Genomic DNA, 21501 nt, shown 5'->3' on the forward strand with positions numbered 1-21501 from the left:
TCCATGCAGAGCTTAAAAAACAAATGGCTGCAATATCTCGTGGGAGATACGCTTCGTCCGGAATCGCTGAAGCGGGTCCGCGATTCCAGGGATAAGATGCTTTATCATCAGGAGTTGCTGTGGGCAGATATCCCGTATCAGGAGAATGCAGCGGATGTATTTCAGATCATCCTCCGTTTGAAGGAGATGGCCATCGCGCTGAAGTCTCCCGAGTGTCCCTATTATATGGACTACACATTAAGGCTAAAGATCATATATGGATTAGAATGGCTGTCTGAGCATAGATACAACGAAATATGTCAGCCTTATGGCAACTGGTGGTATTGGGAGATTGGGGTGCCGATTGCCCTGCTGGAGACCCTGCTGCTCATGGAGGAGCTGCTGGATAAGGAGTTCATAGAGTCTCTGCTTCTTCCCGTAGACAAGTATGTGGGCGATCCGGCGTTTCATGCGCAGTGGTTCGTAGCTGAGGCTCCGCCTTCAACGGGAGCGAATCTGGTCTGGAAATCTACGGCGGCTGCCCTGACGGCCGTTATCCGGGGCGACGGACAGAAGCTCCTTGCAGCCCGGAATGCGCTGCTTCCGCTGTTCAGGAATGCCAGTGAAGGGGACGGCTTTTACGAAGACGGCTCCTTTATTCAGCATGACAAGTATGCCTACACCGGGGGATATGGGGTGTCACTGCTGCATGATGTGGTCCGCCTGATGGTGTGGTTACACGATACCCCCTGGGAATTGCCGGGCGAGGCCCGGGATTTGACAGCCGGGTGGATTGAGGATTCATTCGTGCTCCTTATGTTCAGGGGTTCTATGCTGGATATGGTGAGCGGCAGGGAAGTCTCACGCGAGGATTCGCAGAATCATGAGAGCGGACACTCCGTGATTACCTCCTGCTTGCGCTTCTCGCGTATTCTGGATGTGGCGGATCAGGCACGGCTGCTCTCCAGAGTGAAGGCGTGGATTGTTGCCGACACCTACAAACCGTACATCGCCGAAGCGCCGCCGGATACCGCAGCTGAGGCTGGAGCGCTGCTGGACGATGAACTTATGCCGCCTGCCCGGGAAGAGAGCTTCTGCAGACTGTTTGCCCATATGGACCGGGCGGTGCTGCAGGGTCCGGGTTTTGCCTACTCGATCAGTATGTTCTCCAGCCGGATCTACAGCTATGAATCTATCAACAGGGAGCATCTGAAGGGCTGGTATACTTCGTATGGCATGAGCCATCTGTACAATAGTGACTTGGGGCAGTATGCGGATGGCTACTGGCCGACGGTTGATCCCTACCGCTTGCCTGGAACTACGGTAACGAAGACATTGCAGGAGGATGGAGCCGGGCAAGGCCGCTTAAGTCATAGAGCTTACGTTGGCGGGGCTGTGCTGCATAACCAATACGGCGCCATTGCCATGGAGCTACAGGATGTTGTGAACGAAGCCGATGGACTGAATGCGCTCAAAAGCTGGTTTTTGTTCGGTAACCGCATCGTGGCCTTAGGTTCGGGTATTCAGAGCCGGAATTTCGCCAGAGTGGAAACGATTATAGAAAACCGGAAATTGAACCCGGCAGGAGACAATAGGATTACCGCAGATGGAACAGAGATTTGCCGGACTCCGGGACAAGCGGATACGATTCAACCTAAGTGGATTCACATGAAGGGGAGTACCGAGGGCGCGGATGTGGGGATTTATTTGCCTGAACGCTGCTGTGTCCATGCCTTGCGCGAGGCCCGGCAAGGGAGCTGGAAGGCTATCAACGACGCCGGTTCCTCTGCGGTAATCGAGAGATTCTATCAGACGCTCTGGTTCGATCATGGAGCAGCGCCGGCGGGGGATACCTATGCCTATGTGCTGTTGCCTGGCTGGAGTGAAGAAGAAACGGCTGGTTTCGCCGGGGATTCAAGCCTACGGATTGTGGAATTGAATGAACGGGTGCATGCGGTGGAAGATATAGGATTGGGGCTATTCGCCGTGCATTTCTGGCAGCCCGGCTGGTATAGCTGCGGTGGGATTGCTTGCAGCAGTCAAGCCTCTATTGTTCTGCAAAAGAATCCGGCAGGCTGGAGTCTGGCTATAGCCGATCCGACTCAACTGCAGCGCCGTCCAATCGTAGTGGAGCTTGAAGTGGATCGGCCTGTTACCAGGGTGATCCACAAGTCTGAGCGGATCACGGTTGAACTCGGTGACCGAAGTGACTCAGGCGATCCAGGTGACTTAGGTGAACCCGGTCATTCTGGAGGCTTCGGGGACCGCGGAAACTGCGGAAACCCCGGAAAGCCCGGAAAGCCCGGAAAGCCCGGAAAGGTGAGGCTGCTGTTCAACCCTGACGGTGCCGGGGGCGCTTCGTTCCATGTGGAGCTTGCTTGAGCTTGTGATTCAAGCGAATCTATGAATATGTACTTCAAGTGAATGACTCTGCGGAGTATGGTAGAATAATCCCAATGATTTTAGAGGGGGAGTACCATGCAGATTTCAATAACCGAAGATTTCGCAGATGAACGATTCAGGCAGTTCGTAAGGGACAACTTCTGCGGTGGCCGTGAATCAATTTTCAAAAGTGATCTTGACAGCGTGACCATACTGATGCTTGCGGGTTGCAAATTCTCAAGTCTTCAGGGGATCGGACACTTTACGGCGCTTCAGGAGCTGGATTGTTCGTATAACGAGTTAACCGTGCTTGAGCTTAGCCAGAATGCGGAACTGGCTACTGTGAACTGCCGGAGCAACCGGCTGATTGAGCTGAATGCTCAGCCTAATCGGCTGTTGAAGGAACTGGACTGTAGCAGGAATCATATCCGTACTCTGGATCTCAGCCAGAATCCTGCGCTGGAGAAGCTGGAGTGTCATGAGAATATGTTGTCCAAACTGGAGTTAAGCAGCAATCGCTGGCTCAAGGTACTGAATTGCAGTTATAACTCGCTGCATGAATTGCGGCTTCAAGACAATACGGCGCTGGAGCGGGTCGATTGCGGCAGCAACTATATCATTGAGCTGGATATGGCAAGCTGTACAGAGCTGACGGAAATCCGCTGCAATCATAATCACTTAACCCGCTTGGACACCAGCGCTCTTCCGGCTCTTACGAGTCTGCGATGCTTCAATAATCATCTTACGAGTCTGGACCTCAGCCACAATATGCAGTTGACCGAACTGTATTGCTCTGAGAACAAACTTACGGTACTGGATACGAGTCTTCATTCGCAGCTTGTACAACTGGATGTTGCCAATAACCTCATTACGCAGCCGGAGCATAGGGTAGAGGGAGTAGGGATTTTTCAATATGACACTACCTTTACCTGTTATACGGCGCAGCTTCAAATCAGGGGGAGTGAGCTTGCCGTTACAGCGGAAGTTCCCACCAAGACCGCAATGAGCGGCTTGACTCTCTGGATTCAGAAGGTATGGGCCGGGCTGGAGGGGCTGCTTGACCGGGTATTGCAGCTAATTGCGGACGCTCATCCTGATGAAGATGTGAACGAGCTGGTGCTGGCCGACTTAACGTTCGCCGAAGACCACTCCTTCCGTATCGGCTACGATGCCGGGGATACCCCGGCTGGTCAGCTCTGCATCTATGCGGCATTTGACCATGAGAGTGAGCTGGACCCCAAGCTTAGTTATGAAATGTACTAAGTTATTAAGCTGTGGGTGGTAAGTCGCGGGCTGCAAAGCGCAGGCAGTAGACAGTAACCCGTAACCCGTAACCCGTAACCCGTAACCCGTAACCCGTAACCGCAAGCTTCACGCCGCAGGCCGCAAGGTTTTGCGGCTTTTTGGGGAGATTTAGAGGATAAATCCCTCTGATTAAGCTGAAAGTTGGATTAATGATGAAAATAAGGGTATAAATCCCTTTGAGTAGACCGAAAGTGTGCGGTAGGCGTGAATGAGGGGCATCTTTGCCAGAACGCTCGAAATATCATACCTTTTCTCGAATGCACGTAGTTTCTTTCACTACCGGACTCTATCTATACTATTAAATGAAAGCGCTTCACAACAAGCTAGTTCATATGTGGGAACGCCGAACTATGAGCAGGCAAAGCTAGTTTATGTGTGGGAACGCCGAACTATGAGCGGCAAAGTGAGTTTATGTGAAAGAAAGCTGAACTATGAGCGCATAAACAGCAAGTTTGCGTGATATGGAATGCTGGAACATTGGTGCAGGAGAAGCAAGCTTACGTATGAAGGAACGCTGAACTATGAGCGCAGGAACAGCAAGCTTTACGTGTGATGGAAAGCCAGACTATCTGTTTCGTGAACATGTTGAAAATGATGCAAAGGGGGATTATGGATGAGAAGGTTGCTAATTAGAGGAACGTTAACGAGAAGGTTACTCATGAAAAGCGGTTTGATGGCGTTAGTGCTACTGCTGCTGGTCAGCGGCTTGGGAGGAGTAGCGGAACGCGCCCGCGCTGCCGATGAGTTTGACGGAATGCGGGAGAACCGCAAAGTCCTGCTTACAGGAGGCAGTTCACTGGATACTGCAGATCCGGATATTGCCGCAGCCTTAACCAAGCTGACGAACGAAGCAAATAATTATTGGCAGACGATGAACACCACAGCGGGGCGCACCTATCTGTGGAGCGATAACCCGGGCATCGGGAATTCGATTCATATCCGGGTGACTTATGAACGGCTAAAGACGATGGCGCTCGCGTATGCCACTACCGGTACGGCGCTGCATGAGAATAGTCAGCTCGGAAGCGATATCGTGGCTGCACTCGATTATATGTACACCACCCGATATCACGAGGCGGTAACGCCGACGGCCAGCGGAACGAGCAACTGGTGGGATTGGTAAATCGGTATTCCCATGCAGCTTAATGATACGGCGGTGCTGATGTATGACGTCTTAAGCCCGGCTCAAGTCACTAATTATATGACAGCGGTGGAACGTTTCTCGCCCGCAGTTACTTTGACCGGAGCCAACCGTGCCTGGAAAGCGATAGTTGTAGGCGAGCGGGGAACCCTCGTCAAAGATGGGACCAAGATCGCCGCAGCGCGCGATGGCCTGTCCTCTATTTTCAATTATACGCTTAGCGGAGACGGCTTCTACCGGGAGGGTTCATTCATTCAGCATAACAATATCCCCTACACTGGAGGTTATGGAATTGATCTGCTGCTGGCGGTCAGTGATCTGATGGTGATGCTTCACGGTTCTTCCTGGCAGGTCGCTGATCCCAAGCAGTCCAATGTGTGGGAATGGGTGTATAACTCCTATCAGCCGGTGATGTACAAGGGTGCGATAATGGACATGGTCCGTGGCAGAGAAATCTCCAGGAATTATAGTCAGGACCATGAAGCGGGACACCGGGTGATGCAAGGTATTTTGCTGCTGTCCAAGATTGCACCGCCCGCTCCATCAGCCGATTTTAAAAGGATGCTTAAGGGTTGGATTCTAGCGGATACGTTCAAGTCTTTTTATGCCGATGCCCCCGTACCCGCTATTGCTCAGGCCAAGACTATAACCGGGGACCCGTTAATCGAACCGGCGGCAGAGCTTATAGGTTATAAACAGTTCTCGGCGATGGACCGGGCCGTGCAGCACCGGCCGGGCTACAGCTTCGGACTTGCGATGTATTCCAGCCGCATCGGCAGCTATGAAGCGATTAACAGCGAGAACGCCAAAACCTGGTATACCTCAGCCGGTATGACCAGCTTATATAACAGTGATCTTGGACAATTCAGCGATGACTACTGGCCGACTGTGGATAGTTACCGCCTGCCGGGAACAACGGTGCTGTCCCAGACCTCTTCCGGCAGCCACACCAGCACCAGACAGTGGACCGGCGGCACCGATATCCAGAATCTATATGGAAGCTCAGGTATGGATTTGCAGTATGCGGGTCATACGCTTGAAGCCAAGAAATCATGGTTTATGTTCGATGACGAAGTAGTTGCTCTTGGTGCGGGAATCATCAGCACAGATAATATAGCTGTGGAGACTATCGTCGAGAACCGGAAGCTGAACACGGCGGGCAGCAATACGCTTACTGTAAATGGTGAAGTGAAGCCATCCACGCTGGCATGGTCAGATACCATGGATCAGGTAGAGTGGGCTCATTTGTCGGGAAGCACCGCCGGGGCGGATACGGGATAACGGCGTCAACTATCTGCATGATGACAACAGCGGCAAGGCAGCAAAAGTGTGACCTTCACACCAGACTTACCCGTCACTGCCACCTACAGCGTCTATATGATGTGGCCGCAGCATTTCAACCGGTCCACTGCGATTCCCGTAGATATCGTTCATTCTACAGGGACGGCTACGCACAGTATAGATCAGACCTCAAACGGCGGGGTATGGAATTTCATCGGCACCTATACCTTTACAGCCGGTACCTCGGGCAGCGTGACCATCCGTAACAACGGAACAAGCGGGTATGTAGCCGCCGATGCTGTCAAATTTGTGCGGAATCCATAAGTAAGGGAGGGAGGCTTTCCGTGTTCCGGCTCAGGAGAGGGTAAAGAGCCGTATGTGCTGACCAGTCTGTATGAAAGTGAAAAGGCCCATGCAACCAGTGCATGGGCCTTTGCTGAGGTATTATGCTTCTTACTTAAAGAGTGGCAAAGATATTGTCAATTACCAGCCTCGTCCAGGCTTACAGATCAACCTTCCAGTTGCCCAGCCGCTTGGCGATTTCGGGGTCCTGGTGGGAGAAGAAGAGGCTCTCGCCTGTATCCAGCGCGGCAATCTGATCAAGGTCCGCCGGACTCAGCTCAAAATCAAAAATATCGAAATTCTCCAGGATCCGCTCTTTGCGCACGGACTTCGGAATCACAACAATATCGCGCTGAACCAGCCAGCGCAGCACGACCTGCGCGACGGATTTGTTGTACATAGCGGCAATCCCGGACAGCACTTCGTTGCTGAACAGGTTGTTGCGTCCTTCAGCGAACGGTCCCCACGATTGAATCTGCACCCCCTGCTCCTTCATAAAAGCAGCGTTATGAATCTGTTGGTGGAACGGATGCGTCTCCACCTGATTGACGGCTGGCACGATCTCGTTATGGACAATCAGGTCCATCAGCCGGTCGGGCATGAAGTTGCTGACGCCAATGGCTTTGATTTTGCCTTCGTGATAGAGTTCTTCCATTGCCCGCCATGCCCCGTAATAATCGCCGAACGGCTGGTGAATGAGGTACAAATCCAGGTAGTCCAGTTGCAGCTTCTTCAACGATTTGGCAAAAGCCAGCTTGGCGCTCTCATATCCGGCATCCTGAATCCACAGCTTGGTCGTGATGAACAGCTCTTCGCGCGGGACACCGCTGCGCTTGATCGCGCGTCCGACAGCCTCTTCATTCAAATAACCGGCGGCAGTATCAATTAAGCGGTAACCGGCAGTAATTGCTTCGTACACCGCATTCTCACATTCTTCAGCATCTGGAATCTGATAAACACCGAAGCCGAGGATCGGCATGGTCACTCCATTATTCAAGGTTACAGTCTGCATGGTCTTGTCCTCCTTAGGATGATTTAGTGATATGATGAGCCTAACGCCTTCGTGTTACACGAAGTCAAGCAGTCAGGGCTTAATTTTTTTAAGAAGGCTATATATCATCGAACACAGACAGGACCAGTCTCAAGGGCTGGTCCTTCTTCAAGTGCATCTTATTTATTTGTTCATCGAAGAACAAGCTTTTTTTTGCATACAGCCACTACATATAAGGGATTCATATCTTTTACTTTTCCTAGTTCTATTAGCTCGTGACCGTTGATGACGGGGTTGTTATAAGGCGTGGTTGTAGATTTCAAACCAATCGCATTTCGGATAGCTTGAGTCTGTATAGAAGAATAATCTGAAACAAAGGTTTGCCCATACAGCTCAAGGATATCATATTCTTTCAGCAGCTCACCCACAAACTCGGTAATTGTATATTCATATTTGTGATGAAAATTTTGTGGTTGCTCCACAAAATATTTGACAGGGTTCGTTTGGCTGCGGTTAGGCGTGGAGACAATGAAGATGCCGTCATCCTTGAGCAGTCTGGAGGATTCTTTGATCCATACACTGCCGTCATTGATATGCTCAATGGTCTCGAAGGAAACAATGATATCAAAGCTCTTATCTTCAAGCTCAAGCTTGTTAACATTGCCGTAGGCATACTCTATCTGATCATGGCCATACGTTTTGCGCGCATTGACCAAGCTGGCTTCATCGATATCTACACCAAGGACATGACTCGCTCCGGCCGCCTGCAGCATTTTACTGCCATACCCTGCCCCGCAGGCGGCATCCAGCACCCGTTTATCCTTGACGAAGTGTTGGGCTAATCTGTATCTGTTCAGGTGCTCCTCAAGCACATCTCCGTGGTTCTTTTTGACAGTATCGTTAATGACAAGCCGTTCTCCTGTGAAAACAACATCGTTTTGTTCGGCTATTTCGACTTTATTTTCCATTGATGCTGTGTCGTTTGCTTTCGATCCTTCGGCCTTTTCTTGAGTTCTTGGGTAGGGTTCTCCGTTTGTACGGAACAAAGTTTCAAAATACTTTTGATTGAGTACTATACTTGGATGATCGGGATTATATTTTTGGGCTAAACTATGGTGGTGGTAAGCTTTGGTATGATCCCCCAGCATTTCATAGCATACACATAATTGTAAATGGGGGAGCCATTGTGCAAAAGAGGCATCATAGTTTACGTGTTCATTCGCTATTGTTTCTTTGGTAGCCATATCAAACCAGAAGATAGCCATGTTCAATTGGCTTTTCTGCACGAATGCATTTCCGATTTTGTAACAGATTACGGGGTGAGGGATTCCATAAGTAAAGGACTGGAATGCGGATAACAAAGCTTTATCCACATCACCAGAAGTAACGTAACAATCTGTGAGCCTCCCGTAGGCCTCGAAGGTTTCTTCATTTAATGTCTTTGCTTCCTGAAGAAACTTTTCATAAAATACAGCAGCGTTCTCATGATTTTTCTGGTTATATAAAAAGTTGGCATAGTTCAATAAATTGAGATGGGTTTTGGATAGCTGAGATTCCTGTAAATCTGGTTGATGGTTGGCCTGAGTCGCATCCGGATTGTACATATCTTACCCCTCCTGCAAAGTTAGAATTCCTCAAAAATTGGACATTGTCTTATTGTGCAAGAGCTTTTACATAACCAATCCACTGAAGGATATCTTCGAAATAAGACTCTTCGCTATAGAACTCTCTAAAGATATCCTCAAAGTCATTGATGACTACGGGGGCATGCTCATTCATAATTTCACTATACCAAGGGAGAATGTAATTGTATAAAGAAGCCTCTTTCTCTTGGCCAATATCCTCCTCGGTTAATCCTTTACCAATGAAATGACGTAAAATAGACTGATAATTTCGAAAGACGACTTCACCGAGATTGTATCCTGCTGGAGGATTTCCGGCAAAATTAAAAATTCTCCGGTTGACCACGCAAAATGTAGGATTTGTAGTTAATATTTCGTATTGCAGGTAAGCCTGATTCAGTGATGAATCTATATAACGGAAAGGTTCTTTGATTTGTTCAAAATCCTTCCTTCTTAAAATAATCCCGGAAATAAATGTTGACATTATGCCGGAAGTTCTGAGGTAGTCGGATGCGCCTTCTGCAGTATAAACCTGGCCATCATGATTATGCACATTCAAATATATAATTCCACAATGCATATGATGTTGAATGACATCCAGCAGAGTGGGGATTGAATTCTCTACAAAATAATCATCATCACCATGCCATTTAATAAACTTGCCCTTTGCCAGTTGAGCTACAAGATATATATTGCGGTCGGCCCCTACGTTCAAGCTGTTTCTGAAGGATCTGAGACAAGGGTAACGGCTGGCATATCGTGCAATCACTTGAGGAGTAGCATCTGTGGAGGCATTGTCACAGACAATGACTTCTACCTGGTTGTCGTCCTGCAATTGGCTGAATATGGAGGAAAGGCATTGATCAAGATTGGCCGCACGATTATAAGTCGGAATGCAAATGGAGAGAAGCGGTGTAGACTCCGGTGTGCCGGATTCTTGACTCCAACCTGTAGTTTCCTGTTCGGGAATGGGCAGCTCCTGCTGTAGAATTTGTGCCGGAGATCCGCCTGCCACACAGTAATCCGGAAGATCTTGCTCGACAAGACTTCCAGGCTGGATCACGCAGTGTTTTCCTATTCTGACATTACCTGAAATAACGGTTCCATCGCCAATTTGTGTACCTTCCCCGATGATAACTTCTCCGGTGCCATCCATCCATCCTTGTGCTAATACCGGTAATCCTACCTGACGATACTCATGCCTGGCATCTGATATACTAACATTACTGCCAATACTGACACGAGGCTTGATTTCAATTCTATTTATGGCTTGAAGAGTGAACCCTTGCTCACATCTGCAACCATCTCCTATAATAATTTTGGGTACAGGCAAAGAATCTTGTACGGTTGACTGTATACAGTAATCCTCTTTTATTGTTACCCTGTCGCCGATGAGAATGAACTCGGGGTGATGAAATTGTCCGATGGGAGAGATATCTGTGTTTTGGCCACAGTAAAAGAAACTGGAAACTGATATAGGCTCTAAGGAATGTAACATAACATAAATCTTCCTTCCTATAATTAGGATTGGCGAATTGCTTCCATGATGGCTAAGCCATCCTCATAGTAGGGTTCATCTTGATAGTATTTTTTGTAAATTTCTTCGAATTCATCGTAGGTCACAGTTTCTTTGTTTTTCTGCAGCCATGGTATAGTGTAATGATACAATGTATCCCTTTTCTCCCTGGCGATCTCCTCAGCACATAAGCCATCGCCTAAGAAATGGTTAAGAATAGATGGATAACCGTTGAAGAAGACTTCGGCAAAACTGTATTTGGAACTAGTAGCACCACCATAGCTGAAGATGTTATCATACATAATGCAGAAGTTCGGATTATCCTTCAATATAGAATATTGGAGATATACCTGATTGAATTTAGAGGTCATAAAATGTTCTGGTTTCTCAATCTTCTCAAACTCCTCGCGCTTTAGAACAACAGAACTGATAAAGCCTGCATAGAGGCCGGTGGCGGCCAGGAAATTGCTCATACCGGTATCTAAGCTAAGGGTCTTCGTTCCATTAATTAGGCTAATATGAAAGACTCCGCATTGCGGATGACTGTGCAGTAAATGAAGCAGGGGCATAATTTTGCCATCCAGGAAATAATCATCATCACCCTGCATTTTTACAAATTTCCCCTTACCCAACGTAGTTACATAATAAATATTAGGGTCTCCTTCAATATTCGTTTCATTGCGAACTGCTCTTATATTCGAGTAAAGGGCTCTATACTTGTCAATGATCGCTGGTGTGGCATCTGTAGAGGCGTTATCAGACACCACCACTTCGATCAGCTCGTTATTTCCGATCTGTGAGTAAATTAAATGAAGACAAGTATCCAGATAAGGTGCGCGATTGTATGTTGGGATACAGATAGATAAAAGGGGAAGCTGGCTTCTGGCAGTAAGGATAGCCTGGGCCTGGTCATGATCAGACACTTCCAGCCAGTTTCCGGAGGAAGTTTCATACATCTGCTCAATCGATGCGGGATTACCTGAAACCACGCAGTAGTCGGGAACATTGTCCAAGACTATGCTGTTTGCCTTAACTACGCTCCCTGCTCCGATACGTATATTCCCGGATAGGCGGCAATTCGCTCCAATCCAGGCGCCTTCACCAATGGTAATGTCTCCTTCCATTTGAACGTTGGAGTCGATTAGAACACTCCGCTCTAAGATAACCTTCGGACGAGCTGTGATCTGTGCTCCTCTGTTGATCTGACATCCGTCTCCTATACAGATAACCGGACCCTCATGGGGAATTTGTGGGTCTGTAATGGATGTCTTGATAGAGTGAGGAGCTTCAACAGAAACATTGTTGCCAATAGATATTAGCTCTGGAAACTCAATTAGGCCCCCTTGCTCGATGTAGGCGTTACTTCCAAACTGAGCAAATCGTGCAGCGAATTCAAGTGATATAGTTAATTTCAAGGCAGATTCTCCTCCCATCCTACAGGTCTGGCTTCGTACCCGTTACGCTGTCTTCTAATGCATATGGGCCCGATTCCGAAAGTATGATGAGTGTTTAAAAAAATGCCGGATTTGCTGGACGTTGTGGATATTAAAGATAACGGTGCTTAATCACATTTTAAGGAGGATTACCATGTACACAGTCAAAGAAGCGGCTTCTATGACGGGACTTACTGAACATGCTGTACGATTTTATACGGATAAAGGGCTGGTGCCGAGTCTTAAGCGCGACAAGAACAACATCCGGCTGTTCGACGATGAATCGATGAACTGGCTCTACGGGATCAAATGTCTCAAGCAGACAGGATTGCCGATAGAAAGCATCAAAACTTATGTCGATCTCTGTCTCGAAGGAGATTCGACGATTGCACAGCGCTTTGCCATGATGATGGAATACAGGGAAGCGGCGCTCCTTCAGCTGGAAGAAGCTAAGCAGCGCGTTGCCCATCTGGAACAGAAGGCCCTTCAATATCAGGCCATCCTGGAGCAGCGCATCCCGGACCTGACCAATCCCGGCAACTGGAGTAAGCTTATGAAGGAAGGTGTCAAGGTTCCGGCGCGCCGGAAGAGAGTGGTGCGGTCTTCTTAGCAGTCACAGCCACACGGTTGACTATCCTAACAGAAGGAGGCGATCCGCATGACGACTTGTTTCATTTGTGAGAAGCATATGGGGAATACTCCCCAGCCGCCGGGGGGATACATATATGAGGATGAACACTGGAAGGTGTGTCATTTTCCTGCGGAACAATCCGTTCCAGGACAACTGGTGCTCGAATCGAAGCGGCATTTGCTTGATTTCTCTGAGATGACTGAGGAAGAAGCGGGCTCTTACGGGATTCTGGTGAAAAAATTAGGTTCGGCGCTTAAGCAGGCAACGGGGGCAGAACGTGTCTATTCCGTCATCATGGTCGATGGGGTTCCCCATTTCCATGCCCATTTCATTCCGCGGTTGAGCCACAGCGCCAGAGGTGTTGCACTGATTGCGCAGCAGAACTCGTGTACGGTGGCAGAGGCTGAGGAGTTAGCCGGAAGATTGCGACTTTTAATGAATTAGATCAAAGCACACCCCAGCCCTCAATCGACTTCTTTCGCTATCATTCGTCAAATCCTTTGCCCGTTCACCTTGACACCGTGTATACCCCGTGACATAATAATTCCAGACTAAATGACTATGATAAGTTGGACATTATAGGACAACGAGAGAGATCTTTTACTAGACGAGGGGGAAAATATAATGAAGAAGAAATTTGTGCCAGGCGTTCTGATGGTGTTGCTCGGGTTGGTCATTGCAGGCTGCGGTAATGGAACTAAGAATGACGCAGGCTCCGCAGAGACAAACGGCGCGGGAGCCGGTACGAAGACCATCGTTGCGGCAACGAGCGGGGTAAGTAACCCTTTTAGCTACGAGAAGGACGGACAGTTGACAGGTTACGATGTGGAAGTAATGAAGGCGATCTTCAAGGACCTTCCGGAATATAAGCTAGATGTTCAGGCAATTGAATTCGAAGGGATTCTGACCGGCCTCGATAATGGACGTTTCCAGCTGGGGGCGAACAATTTCAGCTCCAACCCGGAGAGACGCAGCAAATACGATTTCTCCCTGCCGATTATTGAGAATGCGAATGTATTCGTAGTCCGCAAGGATGATAACACCCTTAAGTCAGTAGAAGGCCTGAAGGGCTATAAAGCTGTAACAGAAGTCGGCAACTCCGGTGCCACACTGCTGGAGAATTATAATGAAGCGAACCCGGATGCCAAAGCGGAGATTATGTACACCGACGAGAACTTCGTGAAGCAGTTCGAAGGCATTGAAGCCGGACGCTATGATGTGCGTATCATTTCCCGTGTGTCTGCCGAGAAGGCCATCAAGGAGCATGGTTTTACCAACCTGAAGGTTGTTGCCTTCTCTACAGAGAATAGCGATCCCGGATCTTACATCCTGCTCTCCAAGTCTGCGGACAGCTCACTACTGGATACAGTCAACAAGAGAATCAAGGAAATGTATGCGGATGGCACATTGCTGAAGATCAGCGAAGAACAGCTAGGCGGCGATTATCTGCCGAAGAAAGAGCTAATGGAGTAAGCGAAGGAAGGTGATCGCATGAAATTTCTAGTTTCGGGAGATGCATTATTCTCCAGCAGCAATTTAGATCAAACGATGGACCCGGAGCTGCTTCAACTGCTCAAGGGGGCGGATGAGGTGTTCACGAATGCCGAGTTTGTCACGCCAAGATTGAATACCGCTCCAGCCTCTGGCCGCGGCTATCAGACCAGTGTGCGCCCCAAGGCGCTGGACGAGTTCGGACCGCTGAACATCCGGTATGTCTGCTTTGCGAATAATCATACAGGGGACTACGGGACCCAGGGACTTGTGGATACGATCGAAGAGGCGGAAGCCCGTGGTCTGACCCCGCTTGGGGTGGGGATGAGCCTGCATGAAGCGCGTAAGCCGGTGTTCGTCGATACGCCGGACGGCCGGATTGCGATCATCACTATCGATGTGACGAGAAGCGAGGTGTTCGCTGCTTCGAATCCGGGGAACGGAGTTCCGGCCCGTCCGGGCGTCAACCCGCTCCGCTGGTCGCGGACGTATGTTGTAAACGATCAGGACTTCAACACCTTGAAGGAGATTAGTGAGCGCATCGGCATCGCTTCCAGCATGGAGGAAGGCAAGCGGATTGAGACCTATAAGAGCAAATCGGAGAATCATTATGAATTCGGCTCGCTGTTTGAAGGCTATTTAACCTTCGAGAAGGGCGAGCAGTCCCGCGTCAAAACAGCCGCGCATGAGCAGGATCAGCAGGAAATCTACCGCAGCATTCAGGATGCACGGGAACGCAGTGACTTTGTGTTCGTCAGCCTGCATACCCATGAAGGGGAGAATGAGAACTGGTACTCCGATTATCCGGCAGAGTTCATCGAGACCTTCGCGCGCGGAGCGGTGGATGCCGGAGCGAGCTGTGTCTTCGGACATGGTGCCCACTTCACCAGAGGGGTGGAGCTGTACAAGGGCCAGCCTATTTTCTATAACATAGGCAGTCTGTTCATGGAGTTCGAAGCCGGAGAGTCGATAGTATCTCCCGAGATGTTCACCGCCTACGGGTATGCCGAGAATGAAGCTCCGTCTACCCTGCACAAGAACAGAACCAAGGACAGCGAAGGGAACTGGCAGGGCTTCTACAGCGACCGCAAGTTCTCGGAGAACTTCCTGGTCATGTTCGATCTGAATGTGGAGGAGAAGCGGTTTGATTACGAGCTGATTCCGATTGATCTTAGACTGACCCATCCTACAGTGACTAAGCGGGGCTTGCCTGTGCTGGCTTCGGATGAAGCGGCGGCTTCCCTGGTGGAGCGGCTGAATGCGGTGAGCCAAGAGCGGTATCATACTCAGATTATATACGAAGGAAAGCATTTGACCGTTAGACCCTGCTGAGCCGGTGTCGTGTAAATTGAACGTGGAAGGAAGTAAAACGGTATGGGAGAGATTTTTGATATCAACGCGGTGTTCTCAGCGATTCCTCGCCTGTTAGAGGTCCTTCCTGTGAGTCTGCAGATTACGGTCATCTCGATGATCGTCGGCCTTGTGTTTGCTCTGTTGTTCGCCATTATCCGTATGCGCCGAATTCCCGTGCTAAGTCAGCTAGTCACAGTCTTCATCTCGTTCATTCGTGGAACGCCGATCATTGTGCAGTTGTATCTGACTTATAACGGAATTCCGTTGTTACTCAAATTCATTAATCAGCAGTACGGTACGGACTATAATATCAATGCCATTCCGGCGATGATCTTCGTGCTGGTCACCTTCGCGTTCAATGAAGCGGCTTACAACTCGGAGACGATCCGCGCTGCGCTGCAATCGGTGAACAAGGGCCAGATCGAGGCCGCTGAATCCCTGGGGATGACCTATCTTCAGGTACTGAGAAGAGTCATCGTTCCACAGGCGCTGGTGGTGGCGATTCCGCCGCTGGGCAACGCACTGATCGGACTGCTGAAGGGGACCTCACTAGCCTTCGTTGCGGGTGTAATCGAAATGACGGCTAAGGGGAAAATTATCTCCGGCAGCAACTTCCGCTTCTTCGAGGTGTATCTCGCCCTGGCGATCATCTACTGGGTGATGACCATTCTGATTGAGCAGCTTCTCCGATTCCTGGAGAAGCGGTTCTCCATTCCGGACTCCGCTGCCGGGGCTATGAACCGCGGCTGGTTCTCTTGGGGAAGGAGAGGAATCTGATGATCAAGGTAAGTCATTTATCGAAGTCCTTCCACGGCAATCTGATTCTGGACGATCTGTCGTTGGAGATTGAGAAGGGCGATGTCGTAGCTCTGATCGGTTCATCCGGTGCAGGCAAGTCCACCTTCCTGCGTTCGCTCAACTGCCTGGAGCAGGCGGACCAGGGCATGCTGGATCTCGAAGGCTTCAAGGTCGATTTCAGCACGATTACGAACAAGCAGCGGCTGGAGCTGCGAAAGCAGACGGCGATGGTCTTCCAGCAATTCAATCTGTTCCAGCACCGGACGGCGCTGGATAATGTCAAGGAAGGCCTGAAGATCGTGAAGCGGATGAACGACCGCGAGGCCGCGCAGATTGCACAGGAGCAGCTGGAGCAAGTAGGTCTTGCGGACCGGGCGCATTATTATCCGAAGCATCTGTCCGGCGGCCAGCAGCAGCGGGTGGGCATTGCCCGCGCCCTGGCAATGAATCCGAAGCTGCTGCTCCTGGACGAGCCGACCTCAGCGCTTGACCCTGAGCTGGTCGGCGAGGTGCTGCAGACGATCAAGAAGACCGCAGCTACCGGTCAGACGATGATCCTGGTCTCGCATGAGATGAGCTTCGTCTATGAAGTAGCGAATAAGGTGCTTTTCCTGGACAAAGGGAAAATCGTCGAGGAGGGAACACCGGACGAGGTGTTCAATCATCCGAAGTCCGAGCGGGCGAAGGAGTTCCTGCAGAACTACTTCCGCAACAAGTCGAGTATTTAATAAGAGTAGTTCACGCCAAAACCCTGGAGAGAGCGCGAGCTTGCGCTTTCCCGGGGTTTTGGCGTGAAGAAGTGTAAGGACTTCCCCGGAGGATGATCTGAACAAACCGGATGTTACGGAAATCGGAAGTAGTTGGATTCTCTACACTTGCTGATGGACGAACGGCCGCTGCTAGAACAGCAGATGGATAAACAGCACTTAATTGTTGTCCTTTCACCCAAAGTAGCCAAAACGGGCTCCAGTAGATGCTGTTTATCCACTTGTTCTGGCACATTCCTCGGTAAGCGACAAATTAAGATACATTTTTCCAACTGCTGTAGATGGAGGTTTAGTCTCCACCTGTGCTGTGCCCCATTGTTTGAATTGACATTTGGGTAAAACCCACTTCTTAAGTATTGAACTTGAAGCTTCGTCGTCACTGCGGTGAACATTTGGACTTCCATGTATGCGAAAAACCGAACACAATTCCACGATTGCCCGGTTGCCCTATGAAGGCGCGTTCGTCAATGAAGTTGCAATGAAAAACAACCAGCCAAACCCGCGAGAATCGCAGCAATAATAAGCCACCTTTATTAAAGTCGCAATTTTTGCGACTTTTTTGATTTATTCACGTATATATACCTTTAATAAGACTAAAATACGCCAAAAGGAGCGATGCAACTTGAATTTCATGAACCAGAATGGCGATAATATCCCAGGGTTCAAGCTGCCGAAGTTGAAGCCGGGCATGTACAAGAGGCTAGGAGTGGGGGTAGCCGCTGCGGCTGTATTGCTGTATATCGGCGCTACCTCATTCTATACGGTGCAGGAGCAGGAACGTGCAGCAATTCTGACCTTCGGCAAGTATACGAATGAGAGCTCAGCCGGACTTCATTTCAAATGGCCCTATCCGATCCAGGATGTAATTACCGTACCTGCGGAGCTGACCCAGCGGATTCATATCGGATACCGCCAGGAGGCTGGAGGAGCTGTGCCCGTGGATGAAGAAGCCATGATGATTACAGGTGATGAGAACATCGTATCTGCCGATGCTGTGGTCCAGTGGAAGATCAGCAATATCCGTGATTATCTGTATAACATTGATGAACCGGAGCAATTTCTGCGGAATTCGGCCAGTTCCTCGATCCGTGCAGTGATTGGTTCTGAGAAGCTGGATTTTGCGATTACCGACGGGAAGACCGTGATTCAGGATAAAGTCCGGGAGCTGCTGGTGGACCTGCACAAGAAATACAATACCGGCATTCAGATCATTGATATCAAATTCCAGGATATTGAGCCGCCGAGCGGCCAGGTCGAGGAGGCCTTCCGCGAGGTCACCAACGCCCGTGAAGAGAAGAACACGAAGATCAACAACGCCAAGAAGTATGAGAACGATATCATTCCGAAGGCACGTGGTGAAGCGCAGGCCCTGCTGGAGCGGGCCGAAGGCGAGAAGAAGTCGCGTATCCTGAATGCGCAGGGTGATGTTGCGCGGTTCAATGCGATTTTTGCCGAATATGCCAATAATCAGAGTGTCACCGAGAGCCGGCTGGTCCTGGAGACCCTGGAGACGATCCTGCCTAATGCCAAAATCTTCATTACCAACTCGAATAGTGACACTGTGAACTATCTGCCGCTGAATGAGCTGATGCGCAGCACCAAGGATAGCACCTCTGCTCCTGCCGCTGTGAATCCGGCGCCTTCAGCCGCACCGCAAGGAGGAGATGCCAAGTGAAAAGAAACCCGATCATCCTATTGATATCTTCAATCGTCCTGATTATTCTGCTGGCCGGCTCTATGTACATCGTGAAGGAAGGGGAATATAAGGTAGTCCTGCGTTTCGGTGAAGCGATGCGTACGGTGGAGGAGCCGGGACTGAAGTTCAAGCTTCCTTTTATCGAGAATGTCTCGGAGCTGCCCAAGTATCAGATGACCTATGAAAGCACGCCGACCAACATTCTGACCAAGGATCAGAAGCCGATTGTCGTTGATAATTATACCGTCTGGAGAATTACCAACGCCTCGCAGTTCTTAAGAACCGTTCAGACGGTCAGCGGGGGAGTGCAGCGTATTGATGAGGCGGTATATAACTCGGTACGCCGCAAGCTGTCGGAGATTAACTATGAGAATATTATCAGTGAGGACACCGGACGGGGCAATATTAACGATGAGATCACCAAAGACGTAGTAACTGCCTTAACCCGTGACAATTACGGCATTGAAATTATTGACGTACGGATCAAGCGTACCGATCTGCCGGAAGGGAACAAACAAAGTGTATACAACCGGATGATCTCGGACCGCCAGTCCATTGCTGCGCGTTACCTGTCTGAAGGGGATGAGGAATCCAAGAAGATTACCTCCAAGGCGGATCGTGCTTCCCGGGAGTTGATGGCCCAGGCAGAAGCCGACTCCAAGAAGATTATTGCTGAAGGCGAAGGGGAAGCTGCCAAAATCTATAATCTGGCCTATGGCAAGTCTCCACAGTTCTATAGCTTCTACCGTACGCTGCAGAGTTATGTGACCACGCTGAAGAATGAGCCGGTCATCATGATCCCGATCGATTCGCCGTATGCGAAGATACTGATGGGCAATAAATAATAGGCTTAACGGAGAACACCCCTTAGGATCAATTGATTCTAAGGGGTGTTTGTCGTGTTACCCGGCTGCTCTGAAGGTTGTTTTTCAGGAAAATAGGCTTATCTGGATACTTCACTTAATATATTTAGTTATATCAATTATATTCAAATCTAAGGGGTGTTCTATTAATGTTGATATTATCCTGGGGTGGGCTTAAATGAATCAGAAGATAAAACGGGTCTTGCTTGGCAGTCCGATCCATCAAAAACCGGAAATTCTGCAGCATTTTCTGAATTCTTTGCAGCGTCTGAACCTTATCAATATTGAACTGCATTATTATCTGATTGATGATAATCGGGATGAAGCCTCCAGTGAACTTTTGCAGCAGTTCGCCCAAAGCGGGAGAACAGTCATTCTGGAATCCTCTGGCTACCATGATGACTATATACGCGATGACAATGCCCATGCCTGGCGTATTAGCCTTGTCTGGAAGGTGGCCGAGTTCAAAAATCAGATGATCCGGCACGCGGAAGCTTTCGGCTATGATTATCTGTTTCTGATTGATTCCGATCTCATTCTTCATCCGAGTACGCTGGAGCAGTTGCTCAGTTCAGGCAAGGACATTATCTCTGAAGTGTTCTGGACTGAGTGGGAGCCTGGGAAATTGTCCCAGCCACAGGTGTGGATGCATGACGAGTATAACCAATGGGAAGCGTTACCGGGAGAAAAACTCTCACCTGAAGAGATCAGGCGCCGTCTGCATGCATTTCTGCTTAAGATGCAGGAACCGGGAATCTATGAAGTCGGCGGACTTGGTGCCTGCACTCTGATCAGCACCCAGGCCATCAAGTCCGGTATAAGTTACAAGAAGGTCCGAAATCTCTCTTATTGGGGAGAGGATCGCCATTTCTGTATCCGTGCAGCGGCACTTGATATTCCTCTCTTCGTAGATACCCATTATCCGGCGTTGCATATATACAGAGACAGTGATCTTGAAAAAGTGGAGGAGTTCGTTCGGCAGTCAACGGCAAAGCCTGGGATGGAGCCAAGCGGGCATGGCGGGGAAAGGAATGATGAAGAGGCGGAGCGGAGTGAGGCTGCAGCCGACTCGAAAGTGCTTAGCGATACGGATTCAGTATCAGCTCGGGCAGTCGGAGTAGTAACGGAGAAGGTGGCAATAGATGCCACCACCCCGCCAGCGGCTTCACGCCGGCCCAAGCTGACTCTCACGATGATCGTTAAGAATGAAGCCTCAAGGTTCCTGCGGCAGATTCTGGAGGAGCACCGCAAATATATCGACGAGGCCGTTATTATCGATGATGGCAGCACAGATGACACATCGGAACTAGTCAAGGAGGTTCTTGAGGGAATTCCGCTTACGTTGATTCATAATCCGGTCTCCCGCTTCAACAATGAATCCGAGCTGCGTAAGCAGCAGTGGGAGGCGGTGGTTGCGACCGGACCGGAATGGATTCTTAATCTGGATGGGGATGAGATGTTTGAACCCGGCTTTGCCGAAGAAGTGGACTCTCTGCTGAGAACGGAGGACTGCGACTTATTCTGCTTCCGCCTCTACGATTTCTGGGATGACAACCATTACCGCGAGGATAAGTACTGGCGGGCCCACCTGAGATACCGGCCGTTCCTGGTCCGCTACCGCGAAGACTTCACCTACCGCTGGAATAATCTCCCGCAACACTCCGGGCGGCTGCCAGAGAATATTTGGGAATTGCCCCATCAACTAAGTAACCTGCGCCTTAAGCATCTCGGCTGGTCAAAGCTGGAATTCCGGCTGGAGAAGTATATGCGGTATATGCAACTGGACCCGGACGGCAAGTACGGCTGGAAGGAGCAATATCAGTCCATTCTTGATGAGCATCCCATTCTGTTGCCTTGGAGCGAACAGTAAGGGCATCCGTTAAGTGAGGAGGGAGCAGAGAGGCGGTACT

At 49.7% G+C, this 21501-nt stretch carries 16 protein-coding genes and 2 pseudogenes; 14 read left to right on the plus strand and 4 right to left on the minus strand.

Annotation, left to right across the window (positions count from 1 at the left end):
• The first annotated feature begins 3 nt into the window (after positions 1 to 3).
• From MKX42_RS10670 to MKX42_RS10690, 5 genes and pseudogenes are all read left to right on the plus strand, one after another.
• Positions 4 to 2361: a polysaccharide lyase 8 family protein gene (locus MKX42_RS10670; RefSeq protein ID WP_340752474.1), complete on the plus strand. Its 2358-nt coding sequence runs from the start codon at positions 4 to 6 to the stop codon at positions 2359 to 2361.
• A gap of 96 nt (positions 2362 to 2457) precedes the next feature.
• The gene (locus MKX42_RS10675; RefSeq protein WP_340752475.1) at positions 2458 to 3624 is read left to right on the plus strand and encodes a leucine-rich repeat domain-containing protein; all 1167 of its coding nucleotides are present in this window, start codon (positions 2458 to 2460) and stop codon (positions 3622 to 3624) included.
• 796 nt (positions 3625 to 4420) lie between these two features.
• Positions 4421 to 5362, plus strand: a pseudogene (locus tag MKX42_RS10680) (hyaluronate lyase); the annotation flags it as partial.
• Between the two features lie 6 nt (positions 5363 to 5368).
• Complete coding sequence (locus MKX42_RS10685) at positions 5369 to 6088, plus strand: polysaccharide lyase family 8 super-sandwich domain-containing protein (protein WP_340757659.1); 720 nt, start codon at positions 5369 to 5371, stop codon at positions 6086 to 6088.
• Between the two features lie 42 nt (positions 6089 to 6130).
• Positions 6131 to 6412 (plus strand): annotated as a pseudogene (locus MKX42_RS10690) (golvesin C-terminal-like domain-containing protein); the annotation flags it as partial.
• Positions 6413 to 6590: 178 nt separating this feature from the next.
• Here MKX42_RS10690 and MKX42_RS10695 read toward each other — a convergent pair.
• The 4 genes from MKX42_RS10695 to MKX42_RS10710 all read right to left on the minus strand — a co-directional run bounded on the left by MKX42_RS10695 (position 6591) and on the right by MKX42_RS10710 (position 11974).
• Positions 6591 to 7442, minus strand: a complete 852-nt coding sequence (locus tag MKX42_RS10695; protein ID WP_340752477.1) for an aldo/keto reductase — start codon at positions 7440 to 7442, stop codon at positions 6591 to 6593.
• Between the two features lie 170 nt (positions 7443 to 7612).
• Entirely contained in the window at positions 7613 to 9025 is a 1413-nt protein-coding gene (locus tag MKX42_RS10700; RefSeq protein ID WP_340752478.1) for a methyltransferase domain-containing protein, read from the minus strand.
• Positions 9026 to 9074: 49 nt separating this feature from the next.
• Positions 9075 to 10541: a glycosyltransferase gene (locus tag MKX42_RS10705; RefSeq protein ID WP_340752479.1), complete on the minus strand. Its 1467-nt coding sequence runs from the start codon at positions 10539 to 10541 to the stop codon at positions 9075 to 9077.
• Between the two features lie 23 nt (positions 10542 to 10564).
• The gene (locus MKX42_RS10710; RefSeq protein ID WP_340752480.1) at positions 10565 to 11974 is read right to left on the minus strand and encodes a glycosyltransferase; all 1410 of its coding nucleotides are present in this window, start codon (positions 11972 to 11974) and stop codon (positions 10565 to 10567) included.
• Between the two features lie 172 nt (positions 11975 to 12146).
• Between MKX42_RS10710 and MKX42_RS10715 the strand changes: the two genes are divergently transcribed.
• From MKX42_RS10715 to MKX42_RS10755, 9 genes are all read left to right on the plus strand, one after another.
• On the plus strand, positions 12147 to 12602 hold the full coding sequence (locus tag MKX42_RS10715; RefSeq protein ID WP_340752481.1) for a MerR family transcriptional regulator: 456 nt from the start codon (positions 12147 to 12149) through the stop codon (positions 12600 to 12602).
• 48 nt (positions 12603 to 12650) lie between these two features.
• Entirely contained in the window at positions 12651 to 13067 is a 417-nt protein-coding gene (locus MKX42_RS10720; protein WP_340752482.1) for an HIT family protein, read from the plus strand.
• A 180-nt stretch (positions 13068 to 13247) separates the two neighbouring features.
• Entirely contained in the window at positions 13248 to 14096 is an 849-nt protein-coding gene (locus MKX42_RS10725) for a transporter substrate-binding domain-containing protein (RefSeq protein WP_340752483.1), read from the plus strand.
• A gap of 18 nt (positions 14097 to 14114) precedes the next feature.
• The gene (locus tag MKX42_RS10730) at positions 14115 to 15446 is read left to right on the plus strand and encodes a CapA family protein (RefSeq protein ID WP_340752484.1); all 1332 of its coding nucleotides are present in this window, start codon (positions 14115 to 14117) and stop codon (positions 15444 to 15446) included.
• 42 nt (positions 15447 to 15488) lie between these two features.
• The gene (locus tag MKX42_RS10735) at positions 15489 to 16244 is read left to right on the plus strand and encodes an amino acid ABC transporter permease (protein WP_076076315.1); all 756 of its coding nucleotides are present in this window, start codon (positions 15489 to 15491) and stop codon (positions 16242 to 16244) included.
• Positions 16244 to 16993 carry an amino acid ABC transporter ATP-binding protein gene (locus MKX42_RS10740; protein WP_076076317.1) on the plus strand — a complete coding sequence of 250 codons (750 nt, stop codon included), beginning with the start codon at positions 16244 to 16246 and terminating at the stop codon, positions 16991 to 16993. The genes MKX42_RS10735 and MKX42_RS10740 overlap by 1 nt, the downstream gene beginning before the upstream one ends.
• 670 nt (positions 16994 to 17663) lie before the next feature.
• Entirely contained in the window at positions 17664 to 18707 is a 1044-nt protein-coding gene (gene hflK, locus MKX42_RS10745; RefSeq protein WP_340757660.1) for an FtsH protease activity modulator HflK, read from the plus strand.
• A complete protein-coding gene (gene hflC, locus MKX42_RS10750; protein WP_340752485.1) occupies positions 18704 to 19573 on the plus strand; it encodes a protease modulator HflC in 870 nt (289 codons plus the stop codon). The genes hflK and hflC overlap by 4 nt, the downstream gene beginning before the upstream one ends.
• 196 nt (positions 19574 to 19769) lie before the next feature.
• On the plus strand, positions 19770 to 21461 hold the full coding sequence (locus tag MKX42_RS10755; protein ID WP_340752486.1) for a glycosyltransferase family 2 protein: 1692 nt from the start codon (positions 19770 to 19772) through the stop codon (positions 21459 to 21461).
• Positions 21462 to 21501: the final 40 nt, after the last annotated feature.

Source organism: Paenibacillus sp. FSL R7-0204 (assembly GCF_038002225.1).
GTDB lineage: Bacteria > Bacillota > Bacilli > Paenibacillales > Paenibacillaceae > Paenibacillus_AQ.

Coding starts and splice junctions, on each gene's coding strand:
- MKX42_RS10670 (WP_340752474.1), top strand. CDS start 4: ATGCAGAGCTTAAAAAACAAATGGCTGCAATATCTCGTGGGAGATACG.
- MKX42_RS10675 (WP_340752475.1), top strand. CDS start 2,458: ATGCAGATTTCAATAACCGAAGATTTCGCAGATGAACGATTCAGGCAG.
- MKX42_RS10685 (WP_340757659.1), top strand. CDS start 5,369: ATGCTTAAGGGTTGGATTCTAGCGGATACGTTCAAGTCTTTTTATGCC.
- MKX42_RS10695 (WP_340752477.1), bottom strand. CDS start 7,442: ATGCAGACTGTAACCTTGAATAATGGAGTGACCATGCCGATCCTCGGC.
- MKX42_RS10700 (WP_340752478.1), bottom strand. CDS start 9,025: ATGTACAATCCGGATGCGACTCAGGCCAACCATCAACCAGATTTACAG.
- MKX42_RS10705 (WP_340752479.1), bottom strand. CDS start 10,541: ATGTTACATTCCTTAGAGCCTATATCAGTTTCCAGTTTCTTTTACTGT.
- MKX42_RS10715 (WP_340752481.1), top strand. CDS start 12,147: ATGTACACAGTCAAAGAAGCGGCTTCTATGACGGGACTTACTGAACAT.
- MKX42_RS10720 (WP_340752482.1), top strand. CDS start 12,651: ATGACGACTTGTTTCATTTGTGAGAAGCATATGGGGAATACTCCCCAG.
- MKX42_RS10725 (WP_340752483.1), top strand. CDS start 13,248: ATGAAGAAGAAATTTGTGCCAGGCGTTCTGATGGTGTTGCTCGGGTTG.
- MKX42_RS10730 (WP_340752484.1), top strand. CDS start 14,115: ATGAAATTTCTAGTTTCGGGAGATGCATTATTCTCCAGCAGCAATTTA.
- MKX42_RS10735 (WP_076076315.1), top strand. CDS start 15,489: ATGGGAGAGATTTTTGATATCAACGCGGTGTTCTCAGCGATTCCTCGC.
- MKX42_RS10740 (WP_076076317.1), top strand. CDS start 16,244: ATGATCAAGGTAAGTCATTTATCGAAGTCCTTCCACGGCAATCTGATT.
- hflK (WP_340757660.1), top strand. CDS start 17,664: ATGAACCAGAATGGCGATAATATCCCAGGGTTCAAGCTGCCGAAGTTG.
- MKX42_RS10755 (WP_340752486.1), top strand. CDS start 19,770: ATGAATCAGAAGATAAAACGGGTCTTGCTTGGCAGTCCGATCCATCAA.